The sequence below is a fragment of the Shewanella sp. DAU305 genome (assembly GCF_026802235.1).
Taxonomy (GTDB): domain Bacteria; phylum Pseudomonadota; class Gammaproteobacteria; order Enterobacterales; family Shewanellaceae; genus Shewanella; species Shewanella baltica.
In genome coordinates this window covers 4,344,903-4,359,870 of record NZ_CP113808.1, presented here as the reverse complement: position 1 = coordinate 4,359,870, position 14,968 = coordinate 4,344,903, and the positions used below count along the sequence as shown (strand labels likewise).

The 14,968-nt window shown below is 45.5% G+C and carries 11 protein-coding genes and 1 riboswitch; of the genes, 8 read left to right on the top strand and 3 right to left on the bottom strand.

The features are described from left to right. The first annotated feature begins 333 nt into the window (after nt 1-333). From exeM to katB, 5 genes are all read left to right on the top strand, one after another. The gene (exeM, locus tag OX890_RS18525) at nt 334-2,946 is read left to right on the top strand and encodes an extracellular exonuclease ExeM (RefSeq protein WP_012090063.1); all 2,613 of its coding nucleotides are present in this window, start codon (nt 334-336) and stop codon (nt 2,944-2,946) included. Nucleotides 2,947-3,056: 110 nt separating this feature from the next. Further along, the gene (locus OX890_RS18520) at nt 3,057-3,512 is read left to right on the top strand and encodes a hypothetical protein (protein ID WP_126492638.1); all 456 of its coding nucleotides are present in this window, start codon (nt 3,057-3,059) and stop codon (nt 3,510-3,512) included. A gap of 105 nt (nt 3,513-3,617) precedes the next feature. Next, nucleotides 3,618-4,055: a PaaI family thioesterase gene (locus OX890_RS18515; protein ID WP_126492637.1), complete on the top strand. Its 438-nt coding sequence runs from the start codon at nt 3,618-3,620 to the stop codon at nt 4,053-4,055. A 124-nt stretch (nt 4,056-4,179) separates the two neighbouring features. Then, nucleotides 4,180-4,422 (top strand): YgjV family protein, encoded by a 243-nt coding sequence (locus tag OX890_RS18510; RefSeq protein WP_006080419.1) that lies wholly within the window; start codon nt 4,180-4,182, stop codon nt 4,420-4,422. A 339-nt stretch (nt 4,423-4,761) separates the two neighbouring features. Further along, a complete protein-coding gene (gene katB / locus OX890_RS18505) occupies nt 4,762-6,237 on the top strand; it encodes a catalase KatB (RefSeq protein ID WP_126492636.1) in 1,476 nt (491 codons plus the stop codon). 111 nt (nt 6,238-6,348) lie between these two features. On the opposite strand, the gene OX890_RS18500 is transcribed toward katB, so the two are convergent. Further along, on the bottom strand, nt 6,349-6,903 hold the full coding sequence (locus OX890_RS18500; RefSeq protein WP_268649714.1) for a TMEM165/GDT1 family protein: 555 nt from the start codon (nt 6,901-6,903) through the stop codon (nt 6,349-6,351). 411 nt (nt 6,904-7,314) lie between these two features. Continuing rightward, nucleotides 7,315-7,414, top strand: a riboswitch (cyclic di-GMP riboswitch). A 122-nt stretch (nt 7,415-7,536) separates the two neighbouring features. Here OX890_RS18500 and gbpA point away from each other — a divergent pair. The 3 genes from gbpA (at nt 7,537) to OX890_RS18485 (ending at nt 13,158) form a co-directional block, all read left to right on the top strand. After that, nucleotides 7,537-8,982, top strand: coding sequence for an N-acetylglucosamine-binding protein GbpA (gene gbpA, locus OX890_RS18495; protein ID WP_172599611.1), 1,446 nt, complete (start codon nt 7,537-7,539; stop codon nt 8,980-8,982). Between the two features lie 566 nt (nt 8,983-9,548). After that, entirely contained in the window at nt 9,549-10,724 is a 1,176-nt protein-coding gene (locus OX890_RS18490) for an aromatic amino acid transport family protein (protein WP_268650626.1), read from the top strand. 277 nt (nt 10,725-11,001) lie between these two features. Beyond that, nucleotides 11,002-13,158, top strand: a complete 2,157-nt coding sequence (locus OX890_RS18485; protein ID WP_268649713.1) for a S46 family peptidase — start codon at nt 11,002-11,004, stop codon at nt 13,156-13,158. Between the two features lie 371 nt (nt 13,159-13,529). On the opposite strand, the gene OX890_RS18480 is transcribed toward OX890_RS18485, so the two are convergent. After that, nucleotides 13,530-14,006, bottom strand: coding sequence for a hypothetical protein (locus OX890_RS18480; protein ID WP_012090057.1), 477 nt, complete (start codon nt 14,004-14,006; stop codon nt 13,530-13,532). A gap of 14 nt (nt 14,007-14,020) precedes the next feature. Beyond that, nucleotides 14,021-14,902 (bottom strand): Imm49 family immunity protein, encoded by an 882-nt coding sequence (locus OX890_RS18475; RefSeq protein WP_268649712.1) that lies wholly within the window; start codon nt 14,900-14,902, stop codon nt 14,021-14,023. Nucleotides 14,903-14,968 lie beyond the last annotated feature (66 nt).

Genomic DNA, 14,968 nt, shown 5'->3' with positions numbered 1-14,968 from the left:
AGCGCCGCGTTCTTTATATTTTATTGGGTATCCCATACTGAAAAATATCATCAAAATATCACATTAAAATATTGGTTATTATTTGTTCGCGCTAGTGCTTTGGCTGAGCATATGTGTATTACTCTTACTGTTTGTTTTTATTTGGCTAATACTTTCGAATTATCACCTTGTTCTGCTAGGTGAACAGTGTCATGTCCATAATCATTTACTCATCAATGTGTTACATTGGCAATGTGCGATCTTGCCCTCTTTTTTTAAGCATTCAACTCTGAAATAATCCGCCCGCACGTTAATAGAAGTTAGCGGCAATATTATAATAATGGGGTTGATGATATGGATAATGTTAATAAGTTAACGGCGATTTCTTTAGCTGTCGCAGCAGCTTTGCCTATGATGGCAAGCGCAGATGTGATGATTACCGAATATGTTGAAGGTAGCGCAAACAATAAAGCAATTGAACTGTATAACAGCGGCGATACGGCAATTGATCTCGCGGGTTATAAACTGGTTCGTTATAAAGATGGGGCAACTGTTGCATCAGATATGGTGGCATTAGATGGCCAATCCATTGCGCCTAAAACGACTAAAGTCATTTTAAATTCTAGCGCTGTGATCACGCTTGACCAAGGTGTTGACAGTTACTCTGGCAGTTTAAGTTTTAATGGTGGTGATGCGGTCGCACTCGTTAAAGATGATGCGGTTGTCGATATTATTGGCGATGTACCAACACCAACGGGTTGGGGATTAGACGTTACCCTAAAACGTAAATTAGATGCGTTAGTGGCGAATACGGTATTTAATGCCGCCCAGTGGGAACAATTACCTAAAGATACCTTCTCAGGATTAGGTTATCTAGAAGCCCCAGCAGAGCCAGAAGTGCCGCTCTTTAGCTGCAGCGGCGCTAAAATAGTGCCGATTTATCAAGTACAAGGTGCGGGTGAATCTAGCCCTTACGTTCCAGAAGGTGCATTTGAGTCTGAAGCTGAAGTTACAGTGCGCGGTGTCGTGACTGCCCGTGGTGAAAGCTTGTTTAAAGGTTTTTATCTACAAGAAGTGAAAGGTGATAACTCACCGTATACCTCTGATGGTGTGTTTGTATTCTTAGGTGAAGCGGTACCTGAAGCGATTCAACCTGGGGTTGAAGTTTGTGTACAAGGTAAAGTGAAAGAATACTTTGGCTTAACTCAAATCGATATTAAAGCCGATAAGAAATTTGAAGTCGGCGCTAAGGGTGAAGTTCCAGTTGCCGCGCCTTTCTATGTCGCCGATGGCGAAACCTTAGCGCAAGCATTAGAGCGTTATGAAGGCATGAATGTGGCTTTAGATGCGGGCAGCGATCTTAAGATCAGCCGTACCTTCAGCTATGACTACGCAGGCCGTCGTAATAACATGCTAGTGTCTTATAAAGAACCGCTAATGAAGTCGACACAGCTTTATCCTGCGCTTTCTGCAGAAGCGACTGCGTTAGTTAAATCTAACCTCGAAAACCAACTCTTTATCGAATCTGATTACAAACCTGCCGACGGTGTAATTCCATACTTCCCTGATTTCAATGTGGAAACGGGCTATATCCGTGTGGGCGACCAACTGACTAACCTGCAAGGCGTGATTGGTTACAGCTACGGTGCTTATCGTTTAGTGGCAACGAACACTATTACAGCGGGTGATTTTATCCGTGGTGATGATAGAACTGATGCCCCAAGCGTCGCCACTAAGGGCGATCTGCGCGTGGCTAGCTTTAACGTGTTGAACTTCTTTAACGATGTTGATGGTGGTGATACCAATCCATCAGGTAGTAACCGTGGCGCGCTAACGCTGGAAGAAATGGTGCTACAACGCACTAAAATCGTTAGCGCTATTACTGCCATGAACGCCGATATCGTCGGTCTGATGGAAATTGCCAACAACGGTTTTGGTGAGAAGAGTGCGATTAAAAACTTAGTCGATGCACTGAACGAGAAGCAAACGCCTGAAAACGCTTATAGCTTTGTTGAAATCACCGACGCTGACAAGTATGACGGCAAGTACTTTGGCACTGATGCTATCACTGTGGGCATGTTATACCGTGGCGGCAAAGTGACCTTAGCTGGTGCTGCTCAAGCTATCGATACTCCTGAGCAACATGCCAGTGCTGGCAGCGTGACTCGTACTAAAGATGGCAAAACTGAGACAAATCCAGGTAACGATGCTTACCAACGTCACAGCTTAGCGCAAACCTTTAAAATCCATGATGAGTCGCTGACCGTAGTCGTTAACCATTTGAAATCTAAAGGCTCAGGCTGTTTAGAAGATTGGGCTAACTTTGAAGAGTCAGTCGATCCTGCCGATCAACAGGGCAAGTGTAATGCTTTCCGCGTATCTGCTGCCAAAGTCTTGGGTGAAACGCTAAAAGACGTGAAGGGCGACTTACTGATCATCGGTGATATGAATGCCTACGGCATGGAAGATCCTATCCGTGTGCTGACCGACTTTGATGCGAGCAAGTCAGATCGTGACATCATGACCGCTTCGTGGACGACGCTCGATGGCAAAGTATTTGAACGCCAAGGTAGCAAGATTGAAAAAGGTTATGGCCTGATCAACTTGAACACGAAAGCCCACGGTGCAGGCACTTACTCTTACAGCTATAACGGCGAGCTAGGCAACTTAGACCACGCTTTAGCCAATGCTAGCTTAGCCAAACGTTTAGTGGATATTGAAGATTGGCACATCAACTCAGTGGAATCTAACCTGTTTGAATACGGTAAGAAGTTCTCTGGTGATCTGGCTAAATCTGAAAATGCGTTCTCTGCATCGGACCACGATCCTGTGATCGTTGCCTTAAGCTACCCAGCGCCAGTAGTGCCACCAAAACCTGAGCCAACGCCTAAAGATGATGGAGGTGCTTTGGGTTATTTAGGTTTAGCACTAATGTCCTTGTTTGGTTTACAACGTCGTCGCCGTTAACCTGTGTAACGGGTGAACTCACAAGTGTTATTTGTGAGCTAGACTGAAACGAAGGGATGGTTCGCCATCCCTTTTTTAGTTGTTTATTTCAGTTTTTATTAGGAGTGAGTATGGATACAGTCTCAAATCCGCTGAAAACCATTAAAGCGAAGGCGCCACTGTGGTTTTACTTTGTCGCAACGCTCAGTTTATTGTGGAATATCATGGGGCTGATGGCTTTTGTGATCCAAATGACCATGACGCCGGATGCCTTGGCGCAAATGAGTCCAGATCAAATCAAACTCTATGAATCCACGCCGGCTTTAGTTGATGCGATATTTGGCTTTGCTGTGGTGTCGGGCGTTCTAGGCTGCCTATTGTTGTTATTACGAAAATCCCTTGCCTATAAAGTGTTGGTTGTCTCACTTATCGCGGTTTTGTTGCAAATGAGCTATGTGTTTTGCATTCAACAAGCGGCTGTGGTATTGGGGGCTGACGCGTTAATCATGCCGAGTGTGGTGGTGATTTGGGGATTGTTTCTCGTCTGGTTTAGTCGGCTGAGTGTTACTAAACAATGGTTAGTTTGAGTCTTATTTTTGCCGAGATTGACGGGACTGGCTTAGCGCAAACTAGTTGAACTTCATTCACTTCGCAGTAAACTGCTGATTGGTTTTATTGACTAGGAAGTTGCAATGAGTATTTGGTTTAGAGCTGTCACGTTAGAGGATTGCGCGCGTTTAGATGCCGGTATGGGCGGCAAAGGCACCTTGATGCAGACCTTAGGGATTGAGATCAGTGAGATTGGCGACGATTATATGAAGGCAACTATGCCAGCCAGTCCTGCAGTGCATAACCCTTTGGGGATAGTCCATGGCGGCGCGAATGTCGCGCTTGCTGAAACTGTTGCCAGCTATGCGGCAAATTTCGCGGTGGATTTTGAGCAGTACTATTGTGTCGGCCAAGAAATTAACGCTAACCACTTACGGGCTTCCCGTAATGGGCTATTAACTGCCACGGCTAAGGCTATTCATTTAGGAAAACGCAGCTCTGTATGGGAAGTGTTAATCCATAACAGCGCCGGTGAATTGACCTGTATTTCACGGATGACGGCAGCTGTCGTTAAACGCTAAACGCTAAATGCTAAATGCTAAGTGCTAAGTGCTAAGTGCTAAGTGCAATAGCCCAGCCTATTTCCTGTGGTGTGAATGGCGTATCAATCGTTTGATTTAAATAATATATAAATAAGGATTGGATATGGATAACGCGACAATTTGGGAATGGGTTGGTTATTTGGCGTCTGTGGTCGTCGCAATATCACTGATGATGTCGAACATCAAAAAACTGCGCTGGTGGAATCTCATCGGCGCGGCTTTATTTGTGGCCTACGGCGTGGCAATTGGGGCTTATCCAGTTGCCTTAGTGAACTTTTTTATCGTGCTGATTGACACTTATTATCTGGTTAAGCTTTACCGCGAAGCCGACTCACCCGCCAGTTAATGGCAACGCATCATCTTTCTCCGCTTGCTTGTACCGCACTTTGCTTTACAGCACTCAGCTTCATCGCAGCGAGCAGCCATGTTGGTTTTCAACCGCATCTTAAATGATGTGAGCGAATCATTGGCTGTGAGTCCGCGCAATCGTTTATCTACTTTGCTATCTCGCTTCTAATCTTTTTTGTAGATTGCATGAATCTAGTTTAATCGTTTTATTCTTTGTTGGTAATTATCTATTCTTGCTCCATCGACAACACGTCGCAGCCAAGGAGATAAACCATGGCCACCATTTACGATTTAATTGAAACCTGGTTAACCAGCAATCAAGACTAAGGAGCAGGGCATGAGTCAACAACATCAAACAAGTCAGTACTTAACGAGCCAAAATGGTGCCCCAGTGGCCGACGATCAAAACTCACTGTCGGCGGGTGAACGTGGTCCTTTGCTATTACAGGATTGGCATTTAATTGAAAAGTTAGCCCATTTCAACCGTGAGCGTATTCCTGAGCGTATCGTGCATGCCAAAGGTACTGGCGTTTACGGCACATTTACCCTGACCAAAGATTTAAGCGATTACACCATTGCCGACCATTTCAATGGCGTTGGTAAGCAAACTGAAACCTTCATTCGTTTCTCGACCGTAGGTGGCGAAATGGGTTCAGCCGATGCTGAGCGCGATCCACGCGGTTTTGGTTTACGTTTCTATACGGCTCGCGGTAATCACGATATTGTGGGTAATAATACGCCGACTTTCTTTTTGCGTGACGGGATTAAGTTCCCAGATTTTATCCATACGCAAAAGCGTAACCCTAAGACAAACTTAAAAGATCCGCAGGCTATGTGGGACTTTTGGTCATTGAACCCTGAAGCCATGCATCAAGTGACCATTTTGATGTCGGATCGCGGTATTCCAGCCAACTACCGTCAAATGCACGGTTATGGTTCACACACTTTCTCGCTGTGGAATGCCAAGGGTGAGCGTTTCTGGGTGAAGTTTCACTTTAAGTCCCAGCAAGGCGTGGTCAACTTAACCAACGAACAGGCTGATAAATTAAAAGGAATAGATCCCGATTCATCACAGCGCGATATGGTGGTGGCGATTACCGATGGCAACTTCCCGCGTTGGACGGTTAACGTGCAGATCATGCCTGAGGCGGATGCCAATATTTACCATATCAATCCATTTGATTTAACTAAGGTTTGGCCACATAGTGACTATCCATTGCTTGAGATTGGGGTGTTAGAGCTGAATCGCCTGCCACAAAATTACTTTGCCGAAGTTGAGCAAGTGGCATTGGCGCCGAACAATTTGGTTCCCGGTGTTGGAGCTTCACCCGACAAGATGTTGCAAGCGCGTTTATTTGCCTATGCAGATGCCCAGCGTTACCGCATTGGTGCCAACTACAACCAGTTACCGGTGAACTGCCCACATGCGGCTAAGGCAAATCATCATCAACGTGCGGGCGCTATGGCGGGCACACAATGTCCTTACCATGGCAGCCAAACGGGGGCCGATGCCACGGCAAACTATGGCCCGAACAGCACAGCGGATGCCTTGGTTGAACCGGTAAACTTTACCGAGCCACCTCTGCGTTTAGAAGGTGAAGCGGCGCGTTATAGCCGTTATAACCAAGACGACTACACTCAAGCGGGTAATCTGTATCGCATCTTCTCAGAAGCGGAGAAAGCACGCTTAGTGGCAACAATTTCGGGTTCATTAAGTCAAGCGAGTTTAGATGTGCAGCAACGTATGGTGGCGCATTTTACTCAAGCAGATGCGGATTACGGTCAACGGATTAAAACGGCATTAGGCCTATAAACTGCGTTTCTAAGTCGACACTGTTTATCTCAATACAACCGTTGTAAGTAGAAAGGCCAGTGATGTTTATCACTGGCCTTTTTGTTGCCTTAATTCAATATGATCAATGATCTAGAACAGTAGTGTTGCTACGCCTAAGAGTGCGAACAATACGGCACAGCCGCGGTGTATCCATAACATAGGTAATTTTTCGGCGCTGAAATGGCCTGCGATCACCACAGGTACGTTAGCAAGCAGCATGCCTAAGGTTGTGCCAGCAACCACCATAGTTAATGAATCGTATTTTGCGGCTAACACTACTGTTGCGATTTGCGTTTTATCCCCCATCTCGGCGATGAAAAACAGGATAAAGGTGGCGAGGAAGGGGCCCATTTTATAGAAATGGCTCTCTTCAGCATCGACTTTATCTGGGATTAACACCCAAAGGGCTATCGCGAAGAAGGATGCGGCAACTAAATAGCGGGCAAGATCTGGGCTGACCCAGTTAATCGCCCATTGGCCAATCCAAGCGGCGGCAAAATGGTTGAATAACGTTGACAGAAAAATGCCTAAAATAATGGCGGTTTTATTTTTAAATCTTGCGGCGAGAATCAGTGCAAGTAATTGAGTTTTATCGCCAATTTCGGCAATAGCAACCGTAAAGGTTGAGGCAAGTAGGGCTTCCAAGTGTGATCCTTTAGGGGTGGTTAAGACATAAGCACAATAAACCGTCCACCCCTAGGTGCAGTCATTGTGCTCAGGTCTTGCTGGGCAAATCGATGATTTGCTGTGAACACCATGGCGTGTGGCCAAGTATGTTGATGTTCACCCTAGATGACGATGGCTCGAAATCCAGTTAGCTACTCCCCCGAAGCGAGGTGGGCATTATACCTAAGTGAACTTCGGTTTCAAGCACCAGTTTATCGCAGTAGACACGAATGGATGTTTGACAGGTGTCAGAAAAATACCGCGCAACATTCTGTAATTATATGAATATAAATGGGTTAATTTTTTGACAGCGTTGTCTTTTGTTGCTAATTTAGCCAGGTCATTTCTACTTGATTACATACTATTAACTCGTAGTGATTCGATGACACCTACCGTATTTGGCAAACTAATTGAAAAGTTAGGACGCAAAGCTTCCGGTCTAAGGTTGTAAATGGATTTTTTAGTGAACTAAGATAGCGGAGTTGCCGCAGAATTCGATTTCTGTGAAAGATAAACGACTGCTGTTTAATGCTGTTGTTTGCCCAAATACCACTTTTATACTTAAGCCCAAGCCAATACTGGCTAAGATGGGTGCAAATGGAGTGCATTAAAGTGGCAAATCCTACTGTTTTTTCCCCTGTTTCTAAATTGAGTTTATTGGCCGCCGCAGTGATGGCGGCAAATACATTTGTGAGTATTTCTGCACAGGCACACGGTTATGTTGTGGCGCCAGAGTCACGCTCCTATGCCTGTAAAACCGGCAACAATGCCAACTGTGGCGCGGTGCAATGGGAACCGCAAAGCGTTGAAGGGCCATCGGGTTTTCCTGAGTCAGGTCCTGCGGATGGCAAACTGGCGAGTGCGGGTAATGGTGCTTTCTCGCCTTTAGATGAACAGAGTCCCAGCCGTTGGTCAAAGACAGATATTAAAGCGGGCTGGAATAAGTTCAGTTGGCAGTTCACTGCCAATCATGTCACCCGCAATTGGCGTTATTATTTAACTCGCCAAGATTGGAATCAAAACCAAGCTTTAAGCCGTGCGAGCTTTGACTTAGCGCCATTCTGCGTAGTCGATGGTGGCATGGTGCAGCCGCCTAAGTTAGTGACCCATGACTGTTATGTGCCAGAAGGTCGCAGCGGTTATCAAGTGATTCTAGCCGTGTGGGAAGTGGGTGATACCACCAACAGTTTCTACAATGCTATCGATGTGAACTTAGATTCGGGTCCCGTCGTACCGGGTGAATGGCTCGATGTGGGCGACATCAATCCGTCACTCGATCTCAAGGCGGGCGATAAAGTGATGACCCGAGTGTTCGATGCCAATGGTGAGCAACCGGCTAAACAAACAGTCATTACCATTAGCGATGCGACTCAAGGTGATAAACAAAATTGGCCTTTCCTATTAGCGAGCGCGATTAATGCCCAGCAGTCTCAGTTAAAAGCGGGACAAAAAAATGCATCAGGTGTGATTGAGCCTGTGTATGGCAAAAACGACATTTTTACTGCGACGACTTCAGGTATTGAGCGTGTTGAAGTGGGATTTGATCTGGCGCCCGCACCGGGCAACAGCTTAGAAGTCACTTCACTTGCCGACGATTATCAAATTATCGACGGCGCGGCGCAGGTTCGTTTTGACGTCACCAGCAATGCTGAAATGTTAGTGTCTGCGTATTTGTTTAGCCACGATGGCACGGCTGCGGGTTTTGTGAGCCAAACCGTTAATAATACTAGTGCGAGCTTAGTGTTAGACGTGGTTGCGCCTAAAGCTGGACATTATCACTTACAGGTTAAAGCTGAGCCTAAACAAGGTGATGTTATTCAGCAGAACTTTGATCTCTTCTTAAAGGATCAAGCACCAACGCCGGAAGCGGATTTTGTCTTCCCTGAAGGGGTGAAAGGTTACGTTGCAGGCACTACAGTGTTACAGCCTAAAAATGGCAAAGTGTATCAATGTAAGCCATTCCCCTATAGCGGCTATTGCATGCAGTGGTCGGCTTCTGCCACAGGATTTGAGCCAGGTGTTGGCGCTTCTTGGACTATGGCGTGGACTGAGCTGTAAATTAACATCTTGAGTTAATCGATTCTCAATATGAGGTGATTGGGCTTAAACACAGCGAATATGTTTAAGCCCATATTCAGCGCGCTTGCGACGGTCAAAATATACGTTTTACCTCGATTCCCCCACAATGCTGAACCCCACGTATTTCCAACAAAGGTAGCGATTTTGTTAGCTTGTATGTTTTCGTTTATCACAGCGCTATTAAGTTGTTACCGTGCAGTGTGCGACTTATCTTTGTTCACAACTGGCTTGCCCACTGGGTTTGGCTCTGTTAATGTCCCAAACTATCTATTTTACCTATGTTGTTATTAGGATTATCACAATTGAAAGTCATGCCACTTTTATGCAACCGATTTAGTTAGCCTCAATGGCTACTGGGTTGAAATATTCAAAAGCTATTGGGGCCAATTGATCTGCAGGAATGAGATCCGATTGGATGCTTTTTGAAGCTGCTTTAAGTGATGTGTTGCTTATTTCGATTTAAGACGCAAGGCTTTATCGGTTCAAATCTTACTCAAATAAAATAATAATTAATCATTGAACAGGACTATTGTGTGAATTCAAAAATGTTAGGCTCGATCGCCATCGTTGCCGGGACGGCCATTGGCGCAGGTATGTTAGCCTTACCTTTAGCCACCGCGGCTTTAGGTATTATTCCAGCGTTAGTGTTACTCGTCGTTATTTGGGGCGTATCTGCCTATACCTCATTACTGATGCTCGAAATTAACTTACGCACTGGCGTAGGTGATAACGTGCATGCCATTACGGGTAAATTGCTGGGTAAAAAAGGTCAAATAATTCAAGGCGCTTCTTTCTTAAGTTTATTATTTGCTTTGACTGCGGCTTATCTCACCGGTGGGTCATCGCTATTAGTGCTTAAAGCTAAGAACATGTTTGATATCGTGCTCGATAATCAAGCCGCGGTATTGTTGTTCACCTTAGTGCTCGGCGGATTTGCGGCGCTCGGTGTGGCTTGGGTCGATAAAGTGTCCCGCTTCCTGTTTTCGTTAATGATTTTACTGCTGGTGGTTGTGGTGTTATTTCTCCTGCCTGAAGTCAGTATTGCCAGCATGGCAACGGGCGCGATTGCCGAGTCGATGACCAGCAGTTGGATGGCGGCGATTCCAGTAGTGTTTACTTCTTTTGGTTTCCACGTTTGTATTGCCACTTTAGTGCGTTATCTGGATGGCGATGCAGTTTCACTGCGCAAGGTATTGTTAATTGGTTCGACGATTCCACTCGCTTGTTATGTGCTTTGGCTATTGGTGACCTTAGGCACAGTAGGCGGTTATGAAGTCAGTGGTTTTGAAGGTTCATTACCGTCACTGGTGACGGCATTGCAGGATATTGCCCATACGCCTTGGATCAGCAAATGTATTTCGTTATTTGCCGATTTAGCCCTAGTGACCTCATTCCTCGGGGTGACCTTAAGCCTGTATGACTTTGTCGCCGAGTTAACCCGTGCTAAAGAGACGTTTGCCGGCCGTATACAGACCTGGTTGTTAACCTTTATTCCGCCAGTATTATGTGCTCTGTATCTGCCAGAAGGCTTTGTGGCGGTACTGGGATTCGCAGCCGTGCCATTGGTGGTGATGATCATCTTCTTGCCAATCGTGATGGCATTGCGTCAACGCCAAACACAACCGGGCGGTTATCAAGTGTCGGGTGGTTCTGCGGGCTTAGTGATGGCAGGTTTGTTAGGCGTTGTGATTGTGGGCGCGCAGCTATTTGTTGCAATCTAACGGCTTAGTATTTAGCTCGCAGCTAACACCGCGGGGTAATGCTGATGGAATATAGCTGATGGAATGTATTTGCTTTGTAAGCGAATTTTTCTGAGTCTGTTATAAAGTGTATCCCATGTGATAAAGTCAGGCCCCGGCCTGACTTTTTGCTTTTTAGGTTTTAAAGCGAGTGATGCTGGGTTTTAATACAGTAACTTAAGATAAAAACAACACGATTAAAACGAGAACATGGCCCAGCTTGCGCGTGGCTTCATTCACATAAAACGGACTTAACACAATGAAAAAATGGTTACTCACAGTTGCCGTGGCCGCCAGTTTTGGCGCTCAGGCTGACGAAGGTATGTGGCAGCCCCATCAGCTGCCCGCTATGGCCGATGAGCTTAAAGCAAAAGGGCTAGAAATTGATGCCAAATCGATTTCAAAACTCACCGAATTCCCAATGAACGCCGTGATCAGTCTTGGTGGCTGTACTGCGTCATTCGTATCGCCAAAAGGCTTAGTGGTCACTAACCATCACTGTGCCTATGGTGCGATTCAATACAACTCCACCCCAGAAAAAAACCTGCTGCAAGATGGTTTTTTAGCTAAGACCTTCGCCGATGAATTACCTGCCACACCGGGTTCACGTGTGTATGTGACCGAAGATGTGACCAATGTGACCGAGCGCGTTAAAGGCGGGCTTGAAGGTAAAATGGGCAGTGACTTCTATCAAGGCGTTGAAAGCCAAGAAAAAGCCTTAGTGGCTGAATGTGAAAAAGAAGACGGCTACCGTTGCCAAGTGTATAGCTTCCACGGCGGTCTTGAATATTATCTGGTTAAACAACTGGAAATCCGCGACGTCCGTTTAGTCTATAACCCAGCCGCGAGCGTGGGTAAATACGGCGGCGACGTCGATAACTGGATGTGGCCACGTCACACCGGCGATTTTTCTTTCTACCGCGCTTATGTGTCTAAAGCGGGCAAACCTGCCGATTTTAGTAGCGATAACGTGCCATACGAGCCAAAAAGCTTCTTAAAAGTATCGGCTAAAGGCGTGAGCGATGGCGATTTTGTCATGGTGGCTGGCTACCCAGGTCGCACCAACCGATATCGCACCGCCAATGAAGTACAAAATCAGTTCGAGTGGGCTTATCCAGAAGGTAAGTTATTGCGCGAGCGCTTTATTGAGATCATTAAAGATACCGCGCCAGAGGGCAGCGACGAACGTATTAAGTACGAGAGTCAAATTGCTAGCCTTGCAAATTACGCGAAAAACTTCACCTCGATGATCGAGTTTTATGGCAAATCCACCATGCTGGCGGACCGTAAAGCCCGCGAAGCTGAGCTTGCAGCGTGGATCGCTAAAGACAGCAGCCGTGAAGCGAAATACGGCAAAACCTTAGCGGAATTAGATGCGTTAATTGCCAAGAGTAAAGCGCATCAAGAGCGTGACATGATCTTAAGCTACATTGGTAGCACGACTATGTTGCCAACGGCGCGCAGCCTGTATCGCTTAGCGAACGAGAAACAACTGCCGGATATGCAGCGTGAACCTGGCTTCCAAGAACGTGATATGACTCGTCTGAAAGCGAGCATGGAGCGTATCGACCGTCGTTATGCGCCAAGCGTCGATAAAGCCGTGTTATTCGATATGCTGAAACGCTACGCCGCACTGCCAGAAGACAAACGTCTACCCGCATTGGATAAAGCCTTTGGTATCGATAAAAAGTTCAACGAAGCTAAGCTTTCGAAAACCTTAGACAAAATGTACGCCAAAACTGAGTTAGGCAAAAAAGACGTGCGTCTGGCGTGGATGGATAAATCCGTTGCCGATTTTAAAGCCTCTAAAGATCCCTTCATTCAATTCGCTGTCGCTATGTATGACACAGATATGGCTGAAGAAAAGAAAGAAAAAGAGCTGGATGGCGAGCTGATGAAAGTGCGTCCGCAGTACATGGATGCCATCATTGCCTACAACCTAGAGCAAGGTAAACCAGTGTATGCCGATGCGAACTCAAGCCTGCGTGTCACGGTTGGTCATGTGAAAGGCTATTCGCCAAAAGACGGTTTAGTGGCTGTGCCATTCACTCGCCTTGAAGGCATAGTGCAAAAGGACACAGGTGTTGATCCATTCGATGCACCGAAAAAAGAGTTAGAGCTGATTAAGCAGAAGCAATACTGTGATTTCTATGTGAAAGCCATCGATTCTGTACCGGTTAACTTCCTGTCGACGTTAGACACAACGGGCGGTAACTCAGGTTCACCGACCCTAAACGGCCGCGCTGAATTAGTCGGTCTGCTGTTCGATGGTGTGTATGAAAGCATTATCGGTGACTGGGCGTATGACGATAACATCAACCGTTCTATCCAAGTGGATAGCCGCTATATGTTGTGGGTCATGAAATATTTAGACCATGCCGATAATTTATTAGCTGAGATGGAAATCGTTAAGTAATCCATTGCCGCACCAGCAATGGTGCGGTCTATAGTGGCTGGGTTATCAGCATTTAAGCGTGATGTAGCGTTTAAAAAATACTGAAATAACAACACAATAGCGATAAACTCACTGAGTTTATCGCTATTTTTTTGTGGGTGTAATGGCTTGCTGATGGCTGTTGAGATAGCTGCGCTATGGTATTAGCTCACCGACTCGCAGCAAGTCCATCCGTGGAGACCCGCCCATGGGGCGGATGGTCGCCTCACAAATCAGCATGGCTAGCCTATCAGCATTGGTGTGATTATTAGCTTAAAAGATGAGAGCAGAGATTTAACTATGGCAAGTTCTCTAACCTTTCTTTAAGAGATCAATTTATGTCTATATCATTATTATTGAACAGTTAACGGAATAATATTGAGCTTTTTTGTCTCCATATCAATAAATGCAACCGCTAGCGAAATAGAGCCATCTTTTACGTGGCTTTCAATTTTATCCGCAATAGCTAATTGCGTACCAGATAAGCGCAGTGAATACACAACCATATTTAACCAAGGCTTAGAGAATTGCAGAAAAGAACCCATTGACAGCTTATCAAGCTGAATACCACCGTCAGAACCAGTAGTTTTCATACCCAACATTAACAAAAACTGTCCGTTTTTCTCACCTGCTGCAAGCATGTCATTATTATATTCACCTCCAAATCGTCCTGCTAATATCTCAAGGTCTTGCTGTTTTGCAACTGTGACAAATATATCACTACGGCGACGAGCATCGGCAGAATATTCATTCATCTGATAACTGATATCAGGCATATCACCATCGGCATTTACTGATGAATTATTTTTAAAAATATCAAATATGCTCATATAAATTCTCAATATTAGGCAAAGGGTGATGAGCCTACAGTAACATCGACTCGTTTATCCACTTCACTCACTGGCGAAAAAGGCGCCATTTCATTCGTAAAAGGCTGAAATAGATCAAAATCAGCTAAAAAATCATATTCATCACGATATGTGGTAAGGGGGGATATTGGCAGCCATTCCATAGGTAAATAGGGACTGTCCACCTGTACCTGATACCCTGCACGCCAAGCCATTTTGGCGTAAATAAAGCCAAACAACGACATTAAATGCTCGGTTAATCCCAGTGCGCCATCAAAATTGCGAACTTTAGCTTTCGGGCCCGTAAGACTGTTTAATACCTGTTCCATGGCAGGTACATCCCCTTTTGCCAGCGCAAGATAAAACTCTTGGTCAATTTGATACTTTGCCATTTTCTGACCCGGTGGGTTGGCTAAAATATATTCAGCACGCTCCCCCAACAAATCCCATTTACCTTGCAGCGCTAAAATCGCTTGGAACGCATGATATTCAGGGCAACCCACACGGTTGCGCACTGCTTTCCCTCCTGTTACTCGGTAAAGAGGAGAGATAAACTGGCTGTGCCAGTTTATCAAAGGCTCATGATCACTTATCAGAGCCATAAAGTGGCAAAATGCTCCTTGCCAGACGCTGTTTGCTCTCTGATAGTAGAGTCGATACAACTTTGCTGAGGTATAGGCATGTTGGCGAAGTTGCTCTAAATCCCCATCCTTAAACCATGACAATAAGGATTTAGCATAATAATAAGATTTCAATTCTAATAAACAACCCTGACGTGACCCAGTATTCGTCAGAATAAACTCTAGCGCATCATCAATTCCCGGTTCGACAGTCCAATTAAGTCTATCGATTCCCGTTTCAAAACATATTTTTGACATTATGCTCCGTCTCTTAATAACTATTGTTTCGTTCTAGCGTTATCCTAACAAGTAAAAGGGTTAAAC

Excerpts from the sequence above, each read along its gene's own strand:
- exeM (WP_012090063.1), top strand. The coding sequence starts at position 334 with ATGGATAATGTTAATAAGTTAACGGCGATTTCTTTAGCTGTCGCAGCA.
- OX890_RS18520 (WP_126492638.1), top strand. The coding sequence starts at position 3,057 with ATGGATACAGTCTCAAATCCGCTGAAAACCATTAAAGCGAAGGCGCCA.
- OX890_RS18515 (WP_126492637.1), top strand. The coding sequence starts at position 3,618 with ATGAGTATTTGGTTTAGAGCTGTCACGTTAGAGGATTGCGCGCGTTTA.
- OX890_RS18510 (WP_006080419.1), top strand. The coding sequence starts at position 4,180 with ATGGATAACGCGACAATTTGGGAATGGGTTGGTTATTTGGCGTCTGTG.
- katB (WP_126492636.1), top strand. The coding sequence starts at position 4,762 with ATGAGTCAACAACATCAAACAAGTCAGTACTTAACGAGCCAAAATGGT.
- OX890_RS18490 (WP_268650626.1), top strand. The coding sequence starts at position 9,549 with ATGTTAGGCTCGATCGCCATCGTTGCCGGGACGGCCATTGGCGCAGGT.
- OX890_RS18485 (WP_268649713.1), top strand. The coding sequence starts at position 11,002 with ATGAAAAAATGGTTACTCACAGTTGCCGTGGCCGCCAGTTTTGGCGCT.
- OX890_RS18480 (WP_012090057.1), bottom strand. The coding sequence starts at position 14,006 with ATGAGCATATTTGATATTTTTAAAAATAATTCATCAGTAAATGCCGAT.
- OX890_RS18475 (WP_268649712.1), bottom strand. The coding sequence starts at position 14,902 with ATGTCAAAAATATGTTTTGAAACGGGAATCGATAGACTTAATTGGACT.